Raw genomic sequence first — 17,886 nt, 5'->3', positions numbered from 1 at the left:
GCAGGTGAGTCGATCTTCGGCGGGCCAGTAGGATTTCGACTTATGGCGGCCACTGGATCCGAGAAGCAGGGTGGCAAGGCGTACTACGTCTCCACCCCCATCTACTACGTCAACGACGCTCCTCACCTGGGCCACGCCTACACGACCGTCGCAGGCGACGTGCTCACCCGCTGGCACCGTCAGCGCGGCGAGAAGGTGTGGTACCTCACCGGCACGGACGAGCACGGTCAGAAGATCATGCGCACGGCCGAGGCGAACGGGGTCACGCCCCAGCAGTGGGCGGACAAGCTCGTCACCGAGGCCTGGAAGCCTCTCTGGGAGCACCTGGAGATCGCGAACGACGACTTCATCCGCACCACGCAGAAGCGGCACACCGACCGCGTCCAGGAGTTCGTGCAGGACCTGTACGACAAGGGCGAGATCTACAAGGGCGGCTACGAGGGCCCGTACTGCGTCGGCTGCGAGGAGTACAAGCTCCCCGGCGAACTGCTCGACGGCGAGGGCGAGTACGCCGGCCAGAAGCTGTGCCCGATCCACAAGAAGCCGGTGGAGATCCTCAGCGAGGAGAACTACTTCTTCAAGCTGAGCGAGTACACCGACAAGCTCCTCGCCCACTACGAGGCCAACCCGGACTTCATCCAGCCCGAGTCCGCGCGCAACGAGGTCGTGAACTTCGTCCGCCAGGGCCTTCAGGACCTCTCCATCTCCCGCTCGACCTTCGACTGGGGCATCCCGATCCCCTGGGACGACAAGCACGTGATCTACGTGTGGGTCGACGCGCTGCTGAACTACGCCACGGCGGTCGGCTACAACGAGAACCAGGAGAAGTTCGAGGCCACGTTCCCCGCCGACGTCCACCTCGTCGGCAAGGACATCCTCCGCTTCCACGCGGTGATCTGGCCCGCCATGCTGATGGCCCAGGGCCTCCCGCTGCCCGGCAAGATCGCGGCCAACGGCTGGCTGATGGTCGGCGGCGAGAAGATGTCGAAGTCGAACCTGACCGGCATCAAGCCGCAGGACCTCACCTCGCACTTCGGCGTGGACGCCTACCGCTGGTACTTCCTGCGGGCCATCGCCTTCGGCCAGGACGGCTCCTTCTCCTGGGAGGACTTCTCCGCCCGGTACACCTCGGAGCTGGCCAACGACTTCGGCAACCTCGCCTCCCGCGTGGCCGCCATGGTCGGCAAGTACTTCGGCGGCACGCTGCCGGAGTCGGCCGCCGACGGGGAGGCGGAGAAGGCGATCCACGACGGCCTGGCCAAGGCCGTGGCCGAGGCGGACCGCCGCATCGGCGAGGAGCTGGACTTCCAGGGCGGCATCCTGGCCGTCTTCGACTTCGTCAAGCAGGTCAACGGCTACATCACGGAGCAGGAGCCGTGGAAGGTGGCCAAGGACGAGTCCGAGGAGGGCAGGGCCCGCCTCGCGACGATCCTCTACACGGCCGCGGAAGCCCTCCGCGCGGTGGCCGTACTGCTGAACCCGGTCATGCCGGAGACCTCCCAGAAGCTCTGGGACTCCCTGGGCGCGGAGGCCGGCCTCGGCGCCCTGGCCGGGCAGCGGATCCAGGACGCGGGCCAGTGGGGCAGGCTGCCGGCGGGCTCCACGATCACCAAGGGCGCGGTCCTCTTCCCGCGTCTGGAGGAGAAGCCGGCCGCCTGAGCGGTGGTGTGAGCGGCAAGGGCCCGGGGAGCGTGGCGCTCCCCGGGCCCTTGCGCCGACCCCCGCACCGGAACCGGCGCCGTCCTCACCGACATCACCCGCAAGGACTTCGTCTGCGGCGAGGACGTCACCATCGGCGACTGGACCATCGGCGACTGGACCATCTCCACCGAGGGCCTGCCCCGCTACGAGGCAGGAGGTGACGAGCGGCGGTAGGACCCCCGCTCGGAGACGGCCCGCCGCCTCGTCCTGTCCGGGAAATAGTCGCCGCTCGCCGCGTATGAGCGGCCGGAAGCCGGAAAGATCTTCGTGTGGACATCCCCGAACCCCATCGCCGGCTCCTCGCGGACGTCGTCGCCGTGGGCGGCCCGTACGGCCTGGTCCTGGCCGGCGGCTACGCCCTCCAGGCGCACGGACTGCTCCGCCGACCGCACGCCGACCTGGACTTCGCCACCGAGAGCGCCGAGGCGATGGAGCACATCGCCGGTGCCGTCTGCGCGGCCCTGGAGGCGCGGGGGCGGCGGGTGCGGGCCGGCGCGGTCACCGCGCGCACCGCGCAGCTGACGGTCACGGACCCGCCGACCGGCGAGCCGTGCGCGCTCGCCCTGCACAAGGAGGCGTTCTGGCAGCCGCCGGAACTGACCGGGTACGGTCCGGCGCTGTGTCTGGCGGACGCCGTCGGTACGAAGATCCGCGCCCTGTACGACCGGGGCGCCGCCGTCGACCTCATCGACGCGCAGGCCGCGGCGGCCCGGTTCTCCCTGCCCGCCCTGGAGGAACTGGGCCGCCGGCACGCCCATGACCCGTTCGACCTGCCGACCCTCCAGTCCCGGCTGACGGGCACGGACTTCTACTCCGACCGGGACTTCCTCCGCCACGGCCTGGACGAGTCCGCCGTCGCCGCCCTGCGGGCCTGGGCCCAGCACTGGTCCGACGACATCGCAGAGCGGCTGCTGGAGGAGGGCGCGTCCCCGGACACCGAAACGGACGGGCAGGGCGAGTGAGCCGGTCAGCCGGCGGACGCCGGCTGAGGGCCCGGAGACGGCTGTGCGCGCCGATCGTCACGAGCGGGTCGGGACGGATCGGCGCGCACGGCCGGGCGCTTGTCCGGTTGCCTACTTGGGCTGCGGCTTCCGGATGGTCAGGTGCAGCTCGCGCAGGCGGGACTCGTCCAGCTCGGTCGGGGCGCCCATCATCAGGTCCTGGGCGTTGCCGTTGAGCGGGAAGGCGATCGTCTCGCGGATGTTGGGCTCGTCCGCGAGGAGCATGACGATCCGGTCCACGCCCGGGGCGATGCCGCCGTGCGGCGGGGCGCCGAAGCGGAACGCGCGCAGCATGCCCGCGAACTTCTCCTCGACGGTCTCCCGGTCGTAGCCCGCGATCTCGAAGGCCTTGAGCATGATCTCCGGGTCGTGGTTCCGGATCGCGCCGGAGGACAGCTCGACGCCGTTGCAGACGATGTCGTACTGCCAGCCCAGGACGTCCAGCGGGTCCTGGGTCTGGAGGGCCTCCAGGCCGCCCTGCGGCATCGAGAAGGGGTTGTGGGAGAAGTCGATCCCGCCGGTCTCCTCGTCCTTCTCGTACATCGGGAAGTCGACGATCCAGCAGAAACGGAACACGCCGTCCTCGAAGTGGCCGGCGCGCTTGGCCGCCTCCACGCGGACCGCGCCCATGATCTTCGAGACCTCGTCGTACTCGCCGGCGCCGAAGAAGACGGCGTGGCCGGGGGCCAGGGAGAGGCGCTTGGTCAGCTCGGCGACGTTCGCCTCGGTGAGGAACTTCGCGATCGGGCCGGAGAGCGAGCCGTCCTCGGCCACGCGCACCCAGGCCAGGCCCTTGGCGCCCTGCTCGACGGCGTACTCACCGAGCTGGTCGAAGAACTTGCGGGGCTGCGCGGAGACGTCCGGAACCGGCAGCGCGCGCACGTGCTTGCCGGCGAAGGCCTTGAACTCCGAGCCCTCGAAGACGTCGGTGATGTCGACCAGCTCCAGCTTGGCGCGCAGGTCCGGCTTGTCCGAGCCGTACTTCAGCATCGCCTCGCGGAACGGGATGCGCGGGAACGGGGAGGTGACGTGGCGGCCACCGCCGAACTCCTCGAACAGCTCCGTCATGAGCTTCTCGATGGGCTGGAAGACGTCCTCCTGCTCGACGAAGCTCATCTCGACGTCGAGCTGGTAGAACTCGCCGGGCGAGCGGTCGGCGCGGGCGTCCTCGTCGCGGAAGCAGGGCGCGATCTGGAAGTAACGGTCGAAGCCGGAGATCATCAGCAGCTGCTTGAACTGCTGCGGGGCCTGCGGCAGCGCGTAGAACTTGCCCGGGTGCACCCGGGAGGGGACCACGTAGTCGCGGGCACCCTCGGGGGAGGTGGCGGACAGGATCGGCGTCGCCATCTCGTTGAAGCCCATCGCCGACATCTTCTGGCGGATCGCGGAGATCACGGCCGTGCGCAGCATGATGTTGCGGTGCATGCGCTCGCGGCGCAGGTCCAGGAAGCGGTACTCCAGGCGCCGTTCCTCGTTGACCCCGTCCTCGGTGTTGATGGTGAAGGGCAGGGGCTGCGCCGCGCCGAGCAGCTCGACCTCGGCGACCTCGACCTCGATCTCGCCGGTGGGCAGGTCGGGGTTCACGTTCTCGGTTCCACGTGAAACAACGCGGCCGTCGACACGGACCGAGGACTCCTTGGAGATCTTGTCCAGGGCCTCGTACGCCGGGGTGCCCGGGCGCGCGACCAGCTGCGTGATGCCGTAGTGGTCACGGAGATCGATGAAGAGGATGCCGCCCAGGTCGCGCCGATTGTGCAGCCAGCCACTCAGCCGGACGTCGGTGCCGACGTCAGAGGCGCGGAGCTGGCCGCAGGTGTGGGACCTGTACCGATGCATCGTCGTTCATCCAGTCTTTGCGGATCGGGTGTCGCCAGGCGGGTACGGCCTAGGCCATCCCAAGGGTACCGGGCACCCCAAGATCGGCTCCCCACCATTACCGTGCGTACCGCTCGCCCGTCTACGGTGGCAGGCTCCGCACACCTCTCCATAAAGTGGGGCAATGCGCACAGGTGAGCCGCTGCCGTCCGTGGAGGAGGTCCTCGCCTCCCTCGCGACCGGCCTCTGGCACTGGGACACCGACACCGGGCTGGTCACCGTGGACGCGGAGGCGGCGCGGCTGCTCGGCCTGCCGGCGGAGCCCGCCACCCTGACGGAGGCGCAGACCCGGGCCCGCTTCCATCCGGTCGACTGGAACGAGATCACCGGCGTGGTGCGGCTGGCCGTCGCCGAGGGCACCCTCGCCGAGGTGCGCATCCGGATCATGGACGGCGACGGCAACATCGTGCGGATCGTCCGCAGCCGGTCGAAGCCGTCCTTCGACCCCGAGCGGCACACGTACGAGCTGATCGGGACCCTCCAGGAGGTGACCGAGCCGGCCCCGGGCACGGCGGCCGGCCGCAGCGCGGTCACGGGGGACTGGCGGCGCTCCCGGGAGGCGTTCCTGCTGGACGCGGGCCGGGCACTGGCGGAGGCCCGGTCCACGGCGGAGGTGCTGCGGGTCGCGGGCGCCCTGTCGATGCCCGGGTTCTCGCCGGACGGGCTCGTGGTGTTCGGCGTCGAGGGCGACCGGCTGACGATCACCGGCCAGCACGGGCACACCCCCGCCGACATGGGCCCCTTCTCGAACATTCCGCTGACCACCGACTACCCGGCGGCCGAGGTCGTCCGCACGGGCCGGGCGGTGTACCTGTCCTCGCCCGAGGCCTACCGGGACCGCTACCCGGCGACCTGGCCGCTCGCCCGGCACTTCGGACGCCGCTCCTGGGCGTTCCTGCCGCTCACGGCCGGCGGGCGCACGATGGGTGCCTGGATGGCCGCCTTCACCTATCCGGTGGCGTTCACCCCGGACGAGCGCGCGGTCCTGACGACGGTCGCCCGGATGCTCGCCCAGGCGCTGTCCCGGGCCGGCGCCGCCGAGTCCGCGCGGGAGCTGACGGAGGGCCTCCAGCGCTCCATGCTGCCCTCGCTCGGCCCCGAGATCCCTGGGATGCGGGTGGCCGCCCGCTACATCCCGACCGGCGGCGGACTCCAGGTCGGCGGCGACTGGTACGACATGATCCCGCTGCCCTCCGGCCGCTTCGCCCTGGTCATCGGGGACGTCCAGGGCCATGACGTACGCGCGGCCGGCCTGATGGGCCAGCTGCGGATCGCGCTGCGCGCCTACGCCTCCGAGGGGCACCGCCCGGACGCCGTCCTCTCCCGCGCCTCCCGCTTCCTGCACGGCCTCACCGATGACGCCGGGGAGGACGCGCTGGCCGACCTCCGCTTCGCGACCTGCCTGTACGTGGAGGCCGACCCGCCGACCGGCCGGCTGGAGATGGCCCGCGCCGGCCACCCGGACCCGGTGATACGGATGACGGACGGCACGGTGATGACCCGGCCGACGGCGGGCGGGCTGCCTCTGGGCCTCGACCCGGACGCCGACTACCCGACGACCCGGTTCACCCTCGAACCCGGCGAGACGCTGATGCTGTGCACCGACGGCCTGATCGAGACCGGCGGGCACGACATGGAGAGCGGCTGGCGCCGGCTGCGCGCGATCCTGGAGGACCACGCGGGCGACCTGGAGTCCCTGGCCGACGCGCTGGTGCAGGGCGTGCACGGGCCGTCCTCGCACCACACCACCGGCCCGCTGGCCGACCGCCGCGAGGACGACATCGCGCTGCTGTTGCTGGGCCGGCCGGGGGAGGGCCGCGGGCGCGGCGACACCGTCGCGGTCCGGCCGGTGGTGCGGCGCACGCTGCTGTCGGTGGCGCAGGACGAGCCGGAGCGGATCGCCGAGGCCCGCCAGCACCTGCGCGGGCTGCTGCACGACTGGACGTCGGCCGAGCAGGTGGACTCCGCGGTGCTGCTGGTCTCGGAGATGGTCACCAACGTGCTGGTGCACACCGACGCCGACGCGCTGCTGCTCGCCGAGGTCATGGGCGAGGGTCCCGGACGGCGGCTGCGGGTGGAGGTCTTCGACACCGGCGACGACCTCCCGCACAAGCGCCGCCCCGGTGAACTGGCCTCCTCCGGGCGGGGCCTGATGCTGATCGAGCTCCTCGCGGACGGCTGGGGGGTGGACCCGCGGGGCAAGGGCAAGAGCATCTGGTTCGAGCTCTACGAACCGGGCGGCTCGGGGGCCGGCGCGTCGCGGGACGTGGCCTGACGTCCGCGCAGTTCGCGGACGGCGCCGAAGGCCGCCGCGGTCAGCGGGACCGCGAGGAGCATGCCGAGGATGCCCGCGACCGAGGCGCCCGCGGTGATCGTGAGCAGCACGGCGGCCGGGTGCATCTGCACGGTGCGGCTCTGGATCACCGGTTGCAGCACGTGCCCCTCCAGCACCTGCACCGCGAGCACCACCCCGAGCGCCCACAGCGCGATGACGAAGCCCCGGTCGGCCAGGGTGACCAGCACGGCCACCGCGCCGGAGAGGAAGGCGCCGAGGTAGGGGATGTACGCGCCGACGAAGACGAGCGCGCCGAGCCCGATCGCACCCGGCACCCGGAGGATCAGCAGGCCGACGGTGATGCACAGGGCGTCGATGAGCGCGATGAAGGTCGTGCCGCGCATGAAGCCCTCGACCGCGGCGAAGGACCGCCGGGCGATGGCCTCCAGGAGCTCGGCGCTGCCGCCGGGCGCGAGCGAGCGCAGGCCGGCCAGGGCGCGGTCGGAGTCGCGCAGGAAGAAGAAGACGAGCAGCAGGGCGAGCACGGCCATGGCGATGGACTCGGCGACGACGCTGATGCCACTGACGACGTTGGACGCGGCGGTGCTGCCGAACCTGCCCAGCAGTTGCCGGGCGTTGGCGGCGAGGTCGTCCAGGCTGGTCCCGGCGGCGCCGAAGTGCCGTGCGACCCCCTTGGCCGCGTTGCGCAGCGAGGCGAGGATCTCCGCGCCGGTGTCGACGAGCGCGGCGACGACGATGTACACGGCACCGCCGACGACGGCCACGACGGCGACACAGGTGAGCCCGGCCGCCACCGACGCCTGCACCCCGGCCCGCACCAGCCGCCGGTGCAACGGCCCGAGCAGCGCGGTCCCGAGCAGGGCGAGCAGCACCGGCGTGACGGCCGTGCGGAACTCCGCGCACAGCCGCACCCCGACCCACCCGACCCCGGCGGCGAGCAGCAGCACGGCACACCAGGCGGCGAACCGGCGTGCGGCGACAGGGAGGAACTGCACGCGTCCAGCGGATCACGCGACGCGCCGGCTGTCCTGCGAGGCGGGTCCGGGCGGGTGAGGACACGCCGACCCCGGCCGGGGTACGGCCGGGGTCGTGAGGGGGAGCCGGCGGGCCCGCCGCTGAGCGGTCAGATGCCGCCCTCGGTCATCCCGTGGACCGCCGGGATGCTGCCGAGCCGGCCCTTCTGGAAGTCCTCGAAGGCCTGCATGAGTTCTTCCTTGGTGTTCATGACGAACGGGCCGTAGTGGGCCATCGGCTCCCGGATGGGCTGTCCGCCGAGGAGGACGACCTCCAGGTCCGGGGTGTGCGAGTCCTGCTTCTCGTCCGCGCGCACGGTGAGCGAGGAGCCGGCGCCGAAGACGGCCGTCTGGCCCAGGTGGATCGGGCGGCGCTCCGCACCGACGCTGCCGCGGCCCGCGAGGACGTACGCCAGACCGTTGAAGTCCTCCCGCCACGGCAGGGTGAGCTCCGCTCCGGGGGCGAGGGTCGCGTGGATCATCGTGATCGGGGTGTGGGTGATGCCGGGGCCCTGGTGACCGTCCAGCTCGCCGGCGATGACCCGCAGCAGCGCGCCGCCGTCGGGGGTGGTGAGGAGCTGGACGTTGCCGCCGCGGATGTCCTGGTAGCGCGGGGCCATCATCTTGTCCTTGGCGGGGAGGTTCACCCACAGCTGGAGCCCGTGGAAGAGGCCGCCGGACACGACGAGGGACTCCGGCGGGGCCTCGATGTGCAGCAGGCCCGAGCCCGCGGTCATCCACTGGGTGTCGCCGTTGGTGATGGTGCCGCCGCCGCCGTTGCTGTCCTGGTGGTCGAAGACGCCGTCGATGATGTACGTGACGGTCTCGAAGCCGCGGTGCGGGTGCCAGGGGGTGCCCTTGGGCTCGCCCGGCGCGTACTCCACCTCGCCCATCTGGTCCATCATGATGAACGGGTCGAGGTGGCGGTAGTTGATCCCCGCGAACGCCCGGCGCACCGGGAAGCCCTCGCCCTCGTAACCGCTCGGGGCGGTCGTGACGGTGAGCACGCGGCGGGCCACGGCGTCGGCGGGAGCGGTCACACGGGGCAGCGTCAACGGGTTCTCGACGGTCACTGCAGGCATGGTGGGTACCTCCTTGGTACGCCCACTTTAGTTGAGCGTTGAACTTCTTGCCACCCAGAACAGAGAAAGCCCGGAGGGCATTCCCTCCGGGCTCCGCACGCGCGGGCGCGGATCGACCGCCGCCCGCGCGGCACCGGCGGCGTCTAGCCGTACATGCGGCGCATCGCGAAGTCGACCATCTGCTCGACCGCCTTCGCGTCGAAGACCATCCGGTGCTCGCCCTCCATGTCCAGGACGAAGCCGTAGCCGGTCGGCAGCAGGTCGATCACCTCGGCGCCGGTGATGACGAAGTACTTGGACTCCTTGCCGGCGTAGCGGCGCAGCTCCTTCAGCGAGGTGAACATCGGGATCACCGGCTGCTGGGTGTTGTGCAGCGCCAGGAAGCCGGGGGTGTCACCGCGCGGGCAGTACACCTTCGACGTGGCGAAGATCTGCTGGAAGTCCTCGGCGGACATCTGCCCGGTCGTGAAGGCGCGCACCGCGTCCGCAAGCGAGGGCGGCGACGGCTCGGGGTACAGCGGCGGCTGCTGCCCGTATCCGCCGACACCACCCGGCATCTGCTGCTGCGACGAGGCGTACTGCTGCTGGGCAGCGCCCCCGTCCATGGGCTGGCCGTATCCGTACATGCGCGTAAGCGTACTGAGAACCGGGCGAGGGGTGGGTCACAGATCCCGGGATCGGGGTTGCTTCTTATTACCGACGGGTAGCATCATCATAGCTACTTGTTGGTACGTGAACTAGGTGCGAGGAGCAGGTGCCTCGCCGATCCCTCTACGGAGCCGTCGCCATGGGGCACTACAAGCCGAATCTCCGCGACATCGAGTTCAACCTCTTCGAAGTACTGGGGCGCGACAAGGTGTACGGCACCGGCCCGTTCGAGGAGATGGACGTCGAGACCGCCAAGAGCGTCCTGGAGGAGCTGACCCGCCTCTCCGAGAACGAGCTGGCCGAGTCCTTCGCCGACGCCGACCGCAACCCGCCGGTCTTCGACCCGGAGACCAACACCGCGCCCGTCCCGGCGTCCTTCAAGAAGAGCTACCAGGCCTTCATGGACTCCGAGTACTGGCGGCTCGGCCTGCCCGAGGAGATCGGCGGCACCACCTCTCCGCGCTCCCTCATCTGGGCCTACGCCGAGCTGATCCTGGGCGCCAACCCGGCCGTGTGGATGTACTCCTCCGGTCCCGCGTTCGCCGGCATCCTCTTCGAGGAGGGCAACGAGGTCCAGAAGCACATCGCCGAGATCGCCGTCGAGAAGCAGTGGGGCTCCACCATGGTCCTCACCGAGCCCGACGCGGGCTCGGACGTCGGCGCCGGCCGCACCAGGGCCGTGCAGCAGGAGGACGGCTCCTGGCACATCGAGGGCGTGAAGCGCTTCATCACCTCCGGTGAGCACGACATGTCGGAGAACATCCTCCACTACGTGCTCGCGCGTCCCGAGGGTGCCGGCCCCGGCACCAAGGGCCTGTCCCTCTTCCTCGTCCCGAAGTACCTCTTCGACTTCGAGACCGGCGAGCTGGGCGAGCGCAACGGCGTCTACGCCACCAACGTCGAGCACAAGATGGGCCTGAAGGCCTCCAACACGTGCGAGATGACCTTCGGCGACAAGCACCCCGCCAAGGGCTGGCTGATCGGCGACAAGCACGACGGCATCCGCCAGATGTTCCGCATCATCGAGTTCGCCCGCATGATGGTCGGCACGAAGGCGATCTCCACGCTCTCCACCGGCTACCTCAACGCGCTGGAGTACGCCAAGGAGCGCGTCCAGGGCCCGGACCTGGCCAACTTCATGGACAAGACCGCGCCCAAGGTCACCATCACCCACCACCCCGACGTGCGCCGCTCGCTGATGACGCAGAAGGCGTACGCGGAGGGCATGCGCGCCCTCGTCCTCTACACCGCCTCGATCCAGGACGCCATCCAGATCAAGGAGGCGAACGGCGAGGACGCCTCCGCCGAGCACGCGCTGAACGACCTGCTGCTGCCCATCGTCAAGGGCTACGGCTCCGAGAAGGGCTACGAGCAGCTCGCCCAGTCGCTGCAGACCTTCGGCGGCTCCGGCTTCCTCCAGGAGTACCCGATCGAGCAGTACATCCGGGACTCCAAGATCGACACCCTCTACGAGGGCACCACGGCCATCCAGGGCCAGGACTTCTTCTTCCGGAAGATCGTCCGCAACCAGGGCGCCGCGCTGAACTCCCTCGCCGAGGACATCAAGAAGTTCCTGGCGCTCGGCACCGGCGGCGAGGAGCTGTCCGGCGCCCGCGAGCACCTGGCCAAGGCGGCCGTGGAGCTGGAGGCGATCGTCGGCCTGATGCTGACCGACCTCGCCGCCACCGAGCAGGACACCAAGAACATCTACAAGGTCGGCCTGAACACCACCCGCCTGCTCATGGCCTCCGGTGACGTCGTCGTCGGCTACCTGCTCCTGAAGGGCGCCGCGATCGCCGCCGAGAAGCTGGCCACGGCCTCGGCGAAGGACAAGGCGTTCTACACGGGCAAGATCGCCGCGGCGAAGTTCTTCGCGGCGAACGTCCTGCCGGGCGTCACCCTCGCCCGCAAGGTCGCCGCGGGCGTCGAGCTGGACCTCATGGAGCTGGACGAAGCGGCGTTCTGACCGGTCCGTCCGGACCTTCCGGACGACCCCGTCGATTCCTCGCACGGGCCCGCTCCTTACCGGGAGCGGGCCCGTGCACGTCGTTAAGGTGAATCCCATGAGCGCACCATCCCGCCCGCCAGCCGCCGCCCCTCCAGGGAGCGCTTCGCGCGCTCCCCTCACCTTCGACCGCGGCCACACCGACGACCTGATGTCCTTCCTGGCCGCGAGCCCGACGCCGTACCACGCCGTGGCGAACACCGCCGAGCGGCTGGAGAAGGCCGGCTTCCGGCAAGTGGCGGAGACGGACGCCTGGGACGGCACGCACGGCGGCAAGTACGTGCTGCGCGGCGGCGCGATCGTGGCCTGGTACGTGCCCGAGGGCGCCGAGCCGCACACCCCCTTCCACATCATCGGCGCGCACACCGACTCCCCGAACCTCCGGGTCAAGCCGCGCCCGGACAGCGGGGCGCACGGCTGGCGCCAGGTCGCCGTCGAGATCTACGGCGGCCCGCTGCTGAACTCCTGGCTGGACCGGGACCTCGGCCTGGCCGGCCGGCTGAGCCTGCGCGACGGCTCCTCCGTCCTGGTCGACGTGGACCGGCCGCTGCTGCGGGTGCCGCAGCTCGCCATCCACCTCGACCGTTCGGTCGGCTCGGAGGGGCTCAAGCTCGACAAGCAGCGGCACCTCCAGCCGGTGTGGGGCCTCGGCAACGACGTGCTGGACGGCGAACTCATCGCCTTCCTGGAGCAGGAGGTCGGCCTGGCGGCGGGCTCGGTGACCGGCTGGGACCTGATGACCTACCCGGTGGAGCCGCCCGCCTACCTCGGCCGGGACCGCGAGCTGGTCGCCGGTCCCCGGATGGACAACCTGCTGTCCGTGCACGCCGGTGCCGCCGCCCTCGCCGCCGCGGCGGCCTCCGGCGCGGCGCTCACCCGCATCCCGGTGCTGGCCGCCTTCGACCACGAGGAGAACGGCTCGCAGTCGGACACCGGCGCGGACGGCCCGCTGCTCGGCACCGTCCTGGAGCGCTCGATCCTCGCGCGCGGCGGGTCGTTCGAGGACCGGGCCCGCGCCTTCGCCGGGACGGTCTGCCTGTCCTCCGACACGGGCCACGCCGTGCACCCCAACTACGCCGAGCGGCACGATCCGACGCACCACCCGCGCGTCAACGGCGGCCCGATCCTCAAGGTCAACGTCAACAACCGCTACGCCACGGACGGTTCGGGCCGCGCGGTGTTCGCCGCGGCCTGCGAGAAGGCGAACGTCCCCTTCCAGACCTTCGTCTCCAACAACTCCATGCCGTGCGGCACCACGATCGGCCCGATCACCGCGGCCCGGCACGGCATCCGCACGGTCGACATCGGCGTGGCGATCCTCTCCATGCACAGCGTCCGCGAACTCTGCGGCGCCGACGACCCGTTCCTGCTCGCGAACGCCCTGACCGCTTTCCTGGAGGGCTAGTCGGGGCGTGGCCGGGTACCCGGACGGCACCGGAGATTCCGGAACCGGAAGGGGAGGCGAGGTCTCATGGGTCTCGGCGGATGCATCATCCTCATCGCCGTGGGGGCCATTCTGACGTTCGCGACCGACTGGCACATGCAAGGCGTCAACCTGACCGTCGTCGGCCTGATCCTGATGGCCGTGGGCCTGATCGGCGTCGCGACGTTCAGCGGAATAGCCCGCCGCCGTCGCGTGGTGGTCCCGCCGACGACCCCGGTGGTGGAGGAGGAACCCCGCCACCACCGCGTCGACGGCTACTCCGACGGCTACGGCGTCTGACGGCTGAACCCACCTGCGCCTGAAGGTGGGTTCAGCCGTTCCCCGGCGTCTTCCGGCGACGTGCCCGCCGGCCGCGCCGCTCAGCCCTGCCCGGGGGCGGTCTCGTCCATCCCCGCCAGCACCAGCGGCAACCGGTCCGCGCCGCCCTCGGTGAGGCGGACCGGGACGCCCCAGTCCTGCTGGTGGACGTGACAGGCCGGGTAGGCGTTGGCGGGGTCGTCGTCGCAGGAGGCCGCCATCGCGGAGACGTGCAGCACGCCCTCGGTGACGGCCGGGTTCAGTTCCAGGTCACGGGACAGGTCGGTGTCCGCTCCCTCACCCTTGAGCAGCAGCTCGGGCGGGGTGGCGGAGACGAGCAGCCGGGTCGAGGGGCCGTAGCGTTCGTCGAGCTTCTGGCCGGCCGGGGCCTGGAAGACCACGTCCAGGCGCAGCGCGCCGGGAGCGACCTCGGTCGCGGCGCGCCGGGTGCGGTGGGCGACCGACTCCACCCGCACCGCCTCCTCCGGCAGCCGCAGCCGGGTCAGCCGGTGCCGGGCCGACTCCACGACCACGATGTCCCCGCCGGCCAGGACCGCGTCGCTGGGCTCGCGCAGGTCGGTGGCGAGCGTGGTGACCTCGCCGGTCGCCGGGTCGTAGCGGCGCAGGGCGTGGTTGTAGGTGTCGGAGACGGCGACCGAGCCGTCCGGCAGGGCGGTGACCCCCAGGGGGTGCTGGAGCAGGGCCTGGCCGGCGGCGCCGTCCCGGTGGCCGAAGTCGAACAGGCCGGTGCCGACGGCGGTGTGCACCTGCCCGTCGAGGTCGACCCAGCGCAGGGCGCTCGTCTCGGAGTCGGCGAGCCACAGCCGGTCGGCGGTGGCCGCGAGGCCGGAGGGCTGGGCGAACCAGGCCTCGGCCGCGGGCCCGTCCACCAGGCCCTCGTTGGTGGTGCCCGCCGCCGCGGCGACCGTGCGGTCGGCCGGGTCGTACGTCCACAGCTGGTGGACGCCGGCCATCGCGATCCACACCTTGCCGCCGAAGACCGCCACGTCCCACGGCGAGGAGAGGTCCACCTCGCGGGCCGGGCCGGAGGTGGCCGAGCCCTGCCACCACTGCTTCCCGGTGCCCGCCAGGGTGGTCACCTCGCCCGTGGCCGGGTCCAGGCGGCGCAGGGCGTGGTTGACGGTGTCGGCGACCACCACCGAGCCGTCGTCGAGCAGGGCGAGGCCCTGCGGCTCGTTGAAGGACGCCTCCCCCGGGCCGCCGTCGGTGAATCCGCGCGTGCCGGAGCCGATGCGCCGTACGACGGTCTCGGCGTCGTCGGCCAGCTCCACCAGCTGGTGCCGGGTGGTGTCGCTGACCAGGAAGGTGCCGGACGGCAGCAGCAGGGCCTTGCCCGGGAAACGCAGCGTCGTCGGCTCGGGCTCCGGCGGCACATAGGGGCCGTCGCCACGGCGCAGGGTTCCCTTGGCCTCGTGCTCGGACTCCAGCTCGGTCACCAGCCGCTCGATGGCGTGTACATGCCCCTCGCCCGCGTGCTGCGCGACGACGTACCCCTCGGGGTCGATCACCACGAGCGTCGGCCACGCGCGCACCGCGTACTGCTTCCAGGTGGCCAGCTCGGGGTCGTCCAGGACCGGGTGCGCCACGCCGTAGCGCTCCACGGCGTCCACGACCGCCTGGTGCTCCGCCTCGTGCACGAACTTCGGCGAGTGCACCCCGATCACCACGAGCGTGTCCCGGTGCTTCTCCTCCAGCTCGCGCAGCTCGTCCAGGACGTGCAGGCAGTTGATGCAGCAGAAGGTCCAGAAGTCCAGGACGACTATGCGTCCACGCAGGTCGGCGAGGGTGTACTGCGTCTCTCCCGTGTTCAGCCAGCCGCCCTTGCCGATCAGCTCGGGGGCGCGGACTCGGGCGCGTCGGGGTGCGGAGTCGGTCATGACCCCAAGGGTGCCACCTGACGCCGACAGCCGTTCCGGAGCCTGTGGACAACCCGGACGCGGTACGGCTCGCCCGTCGCCGGCGCGGTGGTCAGTCCTGGTGGAGCACGTTCCGGCCGGGGCCGCCGGAGAGCGTGTCCCGGCCCGGACCGCCGTAGAGCCTGTCGTTCCCGCTGTTGCCGTACAGCTTGTCGTTCCCGCTGTTGCCGTACAGGACGTCGTCGCCCTTGCCGCCGTACAGGGTGTCGGCGCCGGTGCCGCCGGTGATCGTGTCCTTGCCGTCGTCACCGGCCAGGTACTGCGCCCCGCTGCCGCCGTGCAGCGCGTCGTCGCCCTTGCCGCCCTGCACGATGTTGTCGCCGCCGCTCGCGTCGACCGTGTCGTTGCCGTCGCCGCCCCAGGCCAGGCCCTCCTTGCCGACCGTGAGCCTGTCATTGCCCGCGTCGCCCGAGACGTAGGCGCCGTCGAGGCGGCCGGAGTCGGTCGCCTTGTCGTTGCCGGAGCCCAGGGAGATCCGGGCGTAGTAGTAGATCTGGTCGGTGGCGTTCCTGTACGCCAGGGTGTCGTCGCGGTCACCGAGGTTCACGACGAGGGCGGCGTACGGGTCCTGGCTGTCGAGGCTGGTGACCGTGCAGGAGACCTTCGTGGGGTCCGTGCCGTCCGGGTGTGCGCAGCCGTGGCCCGCCTTGATCGGGACGGTGTCGTCGATCACGTAGGTGATGCCCGAGCGGTCGGCGGTGAGGGACGCGGTGACGGTGGCCTTGTTGGCCTGGCCGGGAGCGGCCTGGTAGGTGAGCTGCCAGTCGTACTGGTTGACCGCGGCGGTGGCGGGCGAGGTGGCCGCCGACGCGGTGCCGGCCAGGGCGGACGGCACGGCCAGCGCGGCGGCCGTGCCGACGGCCAGGGCGAGCGCGCGGGCGGGCCGGCGGTGGTGGGTGCGAGCGGACACGGTGACCTCCGGGGGAACGGTCGGACTCTTCGGCCGGCCGGCGCCGGCTTCCGCACCGTTCGACTCGGGGGCGGTGCCGTTGGTTGGCCAACGCGCCCTCCCTAACCGGAAGTTCACCCCCGGAACACCTGGTGTCCCGCTGGACGGCGGTGTCCCGTCACACGAGCACGCACGGCCCCCGGCCGGTCCGGCGAACCGGCACAACCTGTGACGATCGACGCGCGCCGGGGAAGCATGACCGTATGAGATTCCTCGTGCGCGACCGGATCCTCGGCATCGGTGACGACTGGTGGATCGAGGACGAACACGGCCGGAAGGTGTTCCTCGTCGACGGCAAGGCGATGCGCCTGCGGGACACCTTCGAGCTGAAGGACACCGAGGGACGGGTCCTGATCGACATCCACCAGAAGATGTTCGCCCTGCGCGACACCATGCTGATCGAACGCGAAGGCGAGCCCCTGGCCAGGATCCGGCGCAAGCGGCTGTCCCTGCTGCGCAACCACTACCGGGTCTCCCTGGTGGACGGCACCGAACTCGACGTCAGCGGAAAGATCCTGGACCGCGAGTTCGCCGTCGAGTACGACGGCGAACTCCTCGCGGTGATCTCCCGCCGCTGGCTGAGCGTCCGCGACACCTACGGCGTGGACGTCGTACGGGAGGACGCCGACCCGGCGCTGCTGATCGCGGTGGCGGTGTGCGTGATCCACCTCGCCGAGAAGGAGGGGGAGGAGGACTGACGCTTCCTGGGTCCTGTCGTCGAACTCGCGGCGGACGGGAGTTCGACGACCGGGCCTAGGGCAGGCGCCGGGGCGGTTCGAGACCCAGTACCCGGTCCTTGAGCGCCGGGAACTGTTCGCGGGTCGCACCGACCCTCGCCGGGTCCAGGTCGACCGTGAGGACCTCTTCTCCGGGGCCCGCCTCGGCGAGCACCTCGCCCCACGGATCGACCACGATCGAGTGACCCGCCTGCGGAACTCCGGCGTGGGTCCCGGCCGTTCCACAGGCGAGCACGAACGCCTGGTTCTCCACCGCCCGCGCCCGAGCCAGCAGCGTCCAGTGCGCGCGTCGCCGCTCGGGCCAGCCCGCCGGGATCACCAGCGTCTCGGCGCCGGCGTCGACCAGACCGCGGAAGAGTTCGGGGAAACGGAGGTCGTAGCAGGTGGCCAGGCCGAGCGTGGTCTCCGGCAGCCGGACCGTCACCAGGTCCCGGCCCGCGCCCATCAGCACCGCCTCGCCCTTGTCGAAGCCGAAGCGGTGGATCTTGCGGTAGGCGGCGGCCTCCTCACCGGAGGGGGAGAAGAGGAGGGACGTGTTGTAGAGGGTGCCGTCAGGGTCCCTCTCGGGAAGGGAGCCCGCGTGCAGCCACACGCCCGCGTCGCTCGCCGCCTTGGCCATCGCCTCGTACGTCGGCCCTTCGAGCGGCTCGGCCGCGCGGCCGAACTCCTCGAAGGCGAAGGCGCCGGTGGTCCACAGTTCGGGCAGTACGACTAGGTCGGCCCCGCTCTGCTCCCGCACCAGCGCGGCCACACGCAGGCGCCGGGAGTCGACCGTTTCGTCCTCGTCCACGGCGATCTGGATCAGCGAGGCGCGCACACTACCACCGTCCTGGCATTCGAGTCGTCCACACGGGCCTACGATCGTCACACGAAAGCACTGCCGGGGTGCCTTCAGCAGCGT

Annotated in this window: 14 protein-coding genes and 1 pseudogene; 8 read left to right on the top strand and 7 right to left on the bottom strand. The window is 71.2% G+C overall.

From position 1 onward, the window contains the following. Positions 1–42 precede the first annotated feature (42 nt). From metG to AB0946_RS09555, 3 genes and pseudogenes are all read left to right on the top strand, one after another. Complete coding sequence (metG, locus tag AB0946_RS09565) at positions 43–1,659, top strand: methionine--tRNA ligase (protein ID WP_366760005.1); 1,617 nt, start codon at positions 43–45, stop codon at positions 1,657–1,659. Between the two features lie 57 nt (positions 1,660–1,716). Further along, positions 1,717–1,875 (top strand): annotated as a pseudogene (locus tag AB0946_RS09560) (Uma2 family endonuclease); the annotation flags it as partial. 95 nt (positions 1,876–1,970) lie between these two features. Continuing rightward, the gene (locus tag AB0946_RS09555; RefSeq protein WP_366760004.1) at positions 1,971–2,663 is read left to right on the top strand and encodes a nucleotidyl transferase AbiEii/AbiGii toxin family protein; all 693 of its coding nucleotides are present in this window, start codon (positions 1,971–1,973) and stop codon (positions 2,661–2,663) included. Between the two features lie 111 nt (positions 2,664–2,774). Here the strand turns inward: AB0946_RS09555 and aspS are convergent, their stop codons facing one another. Continuing rightward, positions 2,775–4,538 (bottom strand): aspartate--tRNA ligase, encoded by a 1,764-nt coding sequence (gene aspS / locus AB0946_RS09550; protein ID WP_366760003.1) that lies wholly within the window; start codon positions 4,536–4,538, stop codon positions 2,775–2,777. Between the two features lie 163 nt (positions 4,539–4,701). On the opposite strand from aspS, the gene AB0946_RS09545 reads away from it, so the two are divergent. Then, positions 4,702–6,852 carry a SpoIIE family protein phosphatase gene (locus AB0946_RS09545; RefSeq protein WP_366760002.1) on the top strand — a complete coding sequence of 717 codons (2,151 nt, stop codon included), beginning with the start codon at positions 4,702–4,704 and terminating at the stop codon, positions 6,850–6,852. Here the strand turns inward: AB0946_RS09545 and AB0946_RS09540 are convergent. From AB0946_RS09540 to AB0946_RS09530, 3 genes are all read right to left on the bottom strand, one after another. Next, positions 6,804–7,868, bottom strand: coding sequence for an AI-2E family transporter (locus tag AB0946_RS09540; RefSeq protein WP_366760001.1), 1,065 nt, complete (start codon positions 7,866–7,868; stop codon positions 6,804–6,806). The two genes, AB0946_RS09545 and AB0946_RS09540, sit on opposite strands and share 49 nt — an antisense overlap. A 128-nt stretch (positions 7,869–7,996) precedes the next feature. After that, complete coding sequence (locus AB0946_RS09535; protein ID WP_171154531.1) at positions 7,997–8,968, bottom strand: pirin family protein; 972 nt, start codon at positions 8,966–8,968, stop codon at positions 7,997–7,999. Between the two features lie 143 nt (positions 8,969–9,111). Beyond that, the gene (locus tag AB0946_RS09530; RefSeq protein WP_103813517.1) at positions 9,112–9,594 is read right to left on the bottom strand and encodes an SseB family protein; all 483 of its coding nucleotides are present in this window, start codon (positions 9,592–9,594) and stop codon (positions 9,112–9,114) included. Positions 9,595–9,755: 161 nt separating this feature from the next. Here AB0946_RS09530 and AB0946_RS09525 point away from each other — a divergent pair, with 161 nt between their 5' ends. The 3 genes from AB0946_RS09525 (at position 9,756) to AB0946_RS09515 (ending at position 13,344) form a co-directional block, all read left to right on the top strand. Further along, a complete protein-coding gene (locus tag AB0946_RS09525) occupies positions 9,756–11,582 on the top strand; it encodes an acyl-CoA dehydrogenase (protein WP_366760278.1) in 1,827 nt (608 codons plus the stop codon). A gap of 97 nt (positions 11,583–11,679) precedes the next feature. Continuing rightward, positions 11,680–13,026 carry a M18 family aminopeptidase gene (locus AB0946_RS09520; protein WP_366760000.1) on the top strand — a complete coding sequence of 449 codons (1,347 nt, stop codon included), beginning with the start codon at positions 11,680–11,682 and terminating at the stop codon, positions 13,024–13,026. A gap of 66 nt (positions 13,027–13,092) precedes the next feature. Then, the gene (locus AB0946_RS09515; RefSeq protein ID WP_014673852.1) at positions 13,093–13,344 is read left to right on the top strand and encodes a DUF6458 family protein; all 252 of its coding nucleotides are present in this window, start codon (positions 13,093–13,095) and stop codon (positions 13,342–13,344) included. Between the two features lie 80 nt (positions 13,345–13,424). Here the strand turns inward: AB0946_RS09515 and AB0946_RS09510 are convergent, their stop codons facing one another. Next, positions 13,425–15,260 (bottom strand): thioredoxin-like domain-containing protein, encoded by a 1,836-nt coding sequence (locus AB0946_RS09510; protein ID WP_366759998.1) that lies wholly within the window; start codon positions 15,258–15,260, stop codon positions 13,425–13,427. A gap of 91 nt (positions 15,261–15,351) precedes the next feature. Further along, complete coding sequence (locus tag AB0946_RS09505) at positions 15,352–16,209, bottom strand: calcium-binding protein (RefSeq protein ID WP_366759997.1); 858 nt, start codon at positions 16,207–16,209, stop codon at positions 15,352–15,354. Between the two features lie 242 nt (positions 16,210–16,451). Between AB0946_RS09505 and AB0946_RS09500 the strand changes: the two genes are divergently transcribed. Next, on the top strand, positions 16,452–16,946 hold the full coding sequence (locus tag AB0946_RS09500; RefSeq protein WP_014673847.1) for an LURP-one-related family protein: 495 nt from the start codon (positions 16,452–16,454) through the stop codon (positions 16,944–16,946). 55 nt (positions 16,947–17,001) lie between these two features. Here AB0946_RS09500 and AB0946_RS09495 read toward each other — a convergent pair whose 3' ends face one another. Further along, positions 17,002–17,802 carry a carbon-nitrogen family hydrolase gene (locus AB0946_RS09495; protein ID WP_366759995.1) on the bottom strand — a complete coding sequence of 267 codons (801 nt, stop codon included), beginning with the start codon at positions 17,800–17,802 and terminating at the stop codon, positions 17,002–17,004. Between the last annotated feature and the right edge of the window lie 84 nt (positions 17,803–17,886).

This window comes from Streptomyces sp. NPDC046870, from assembly GCF_040704595.1.
GTDB classification, from domain to species: Bacteria; Actinomycetota; Actinomycetes; order Streptomycetales; family Streptomycetaceae; genus Streptomyces; species Streptomyces argyrophylli.
This window is presented reverse-complemented; position numbering and strand designations above follow the sequence as displayed.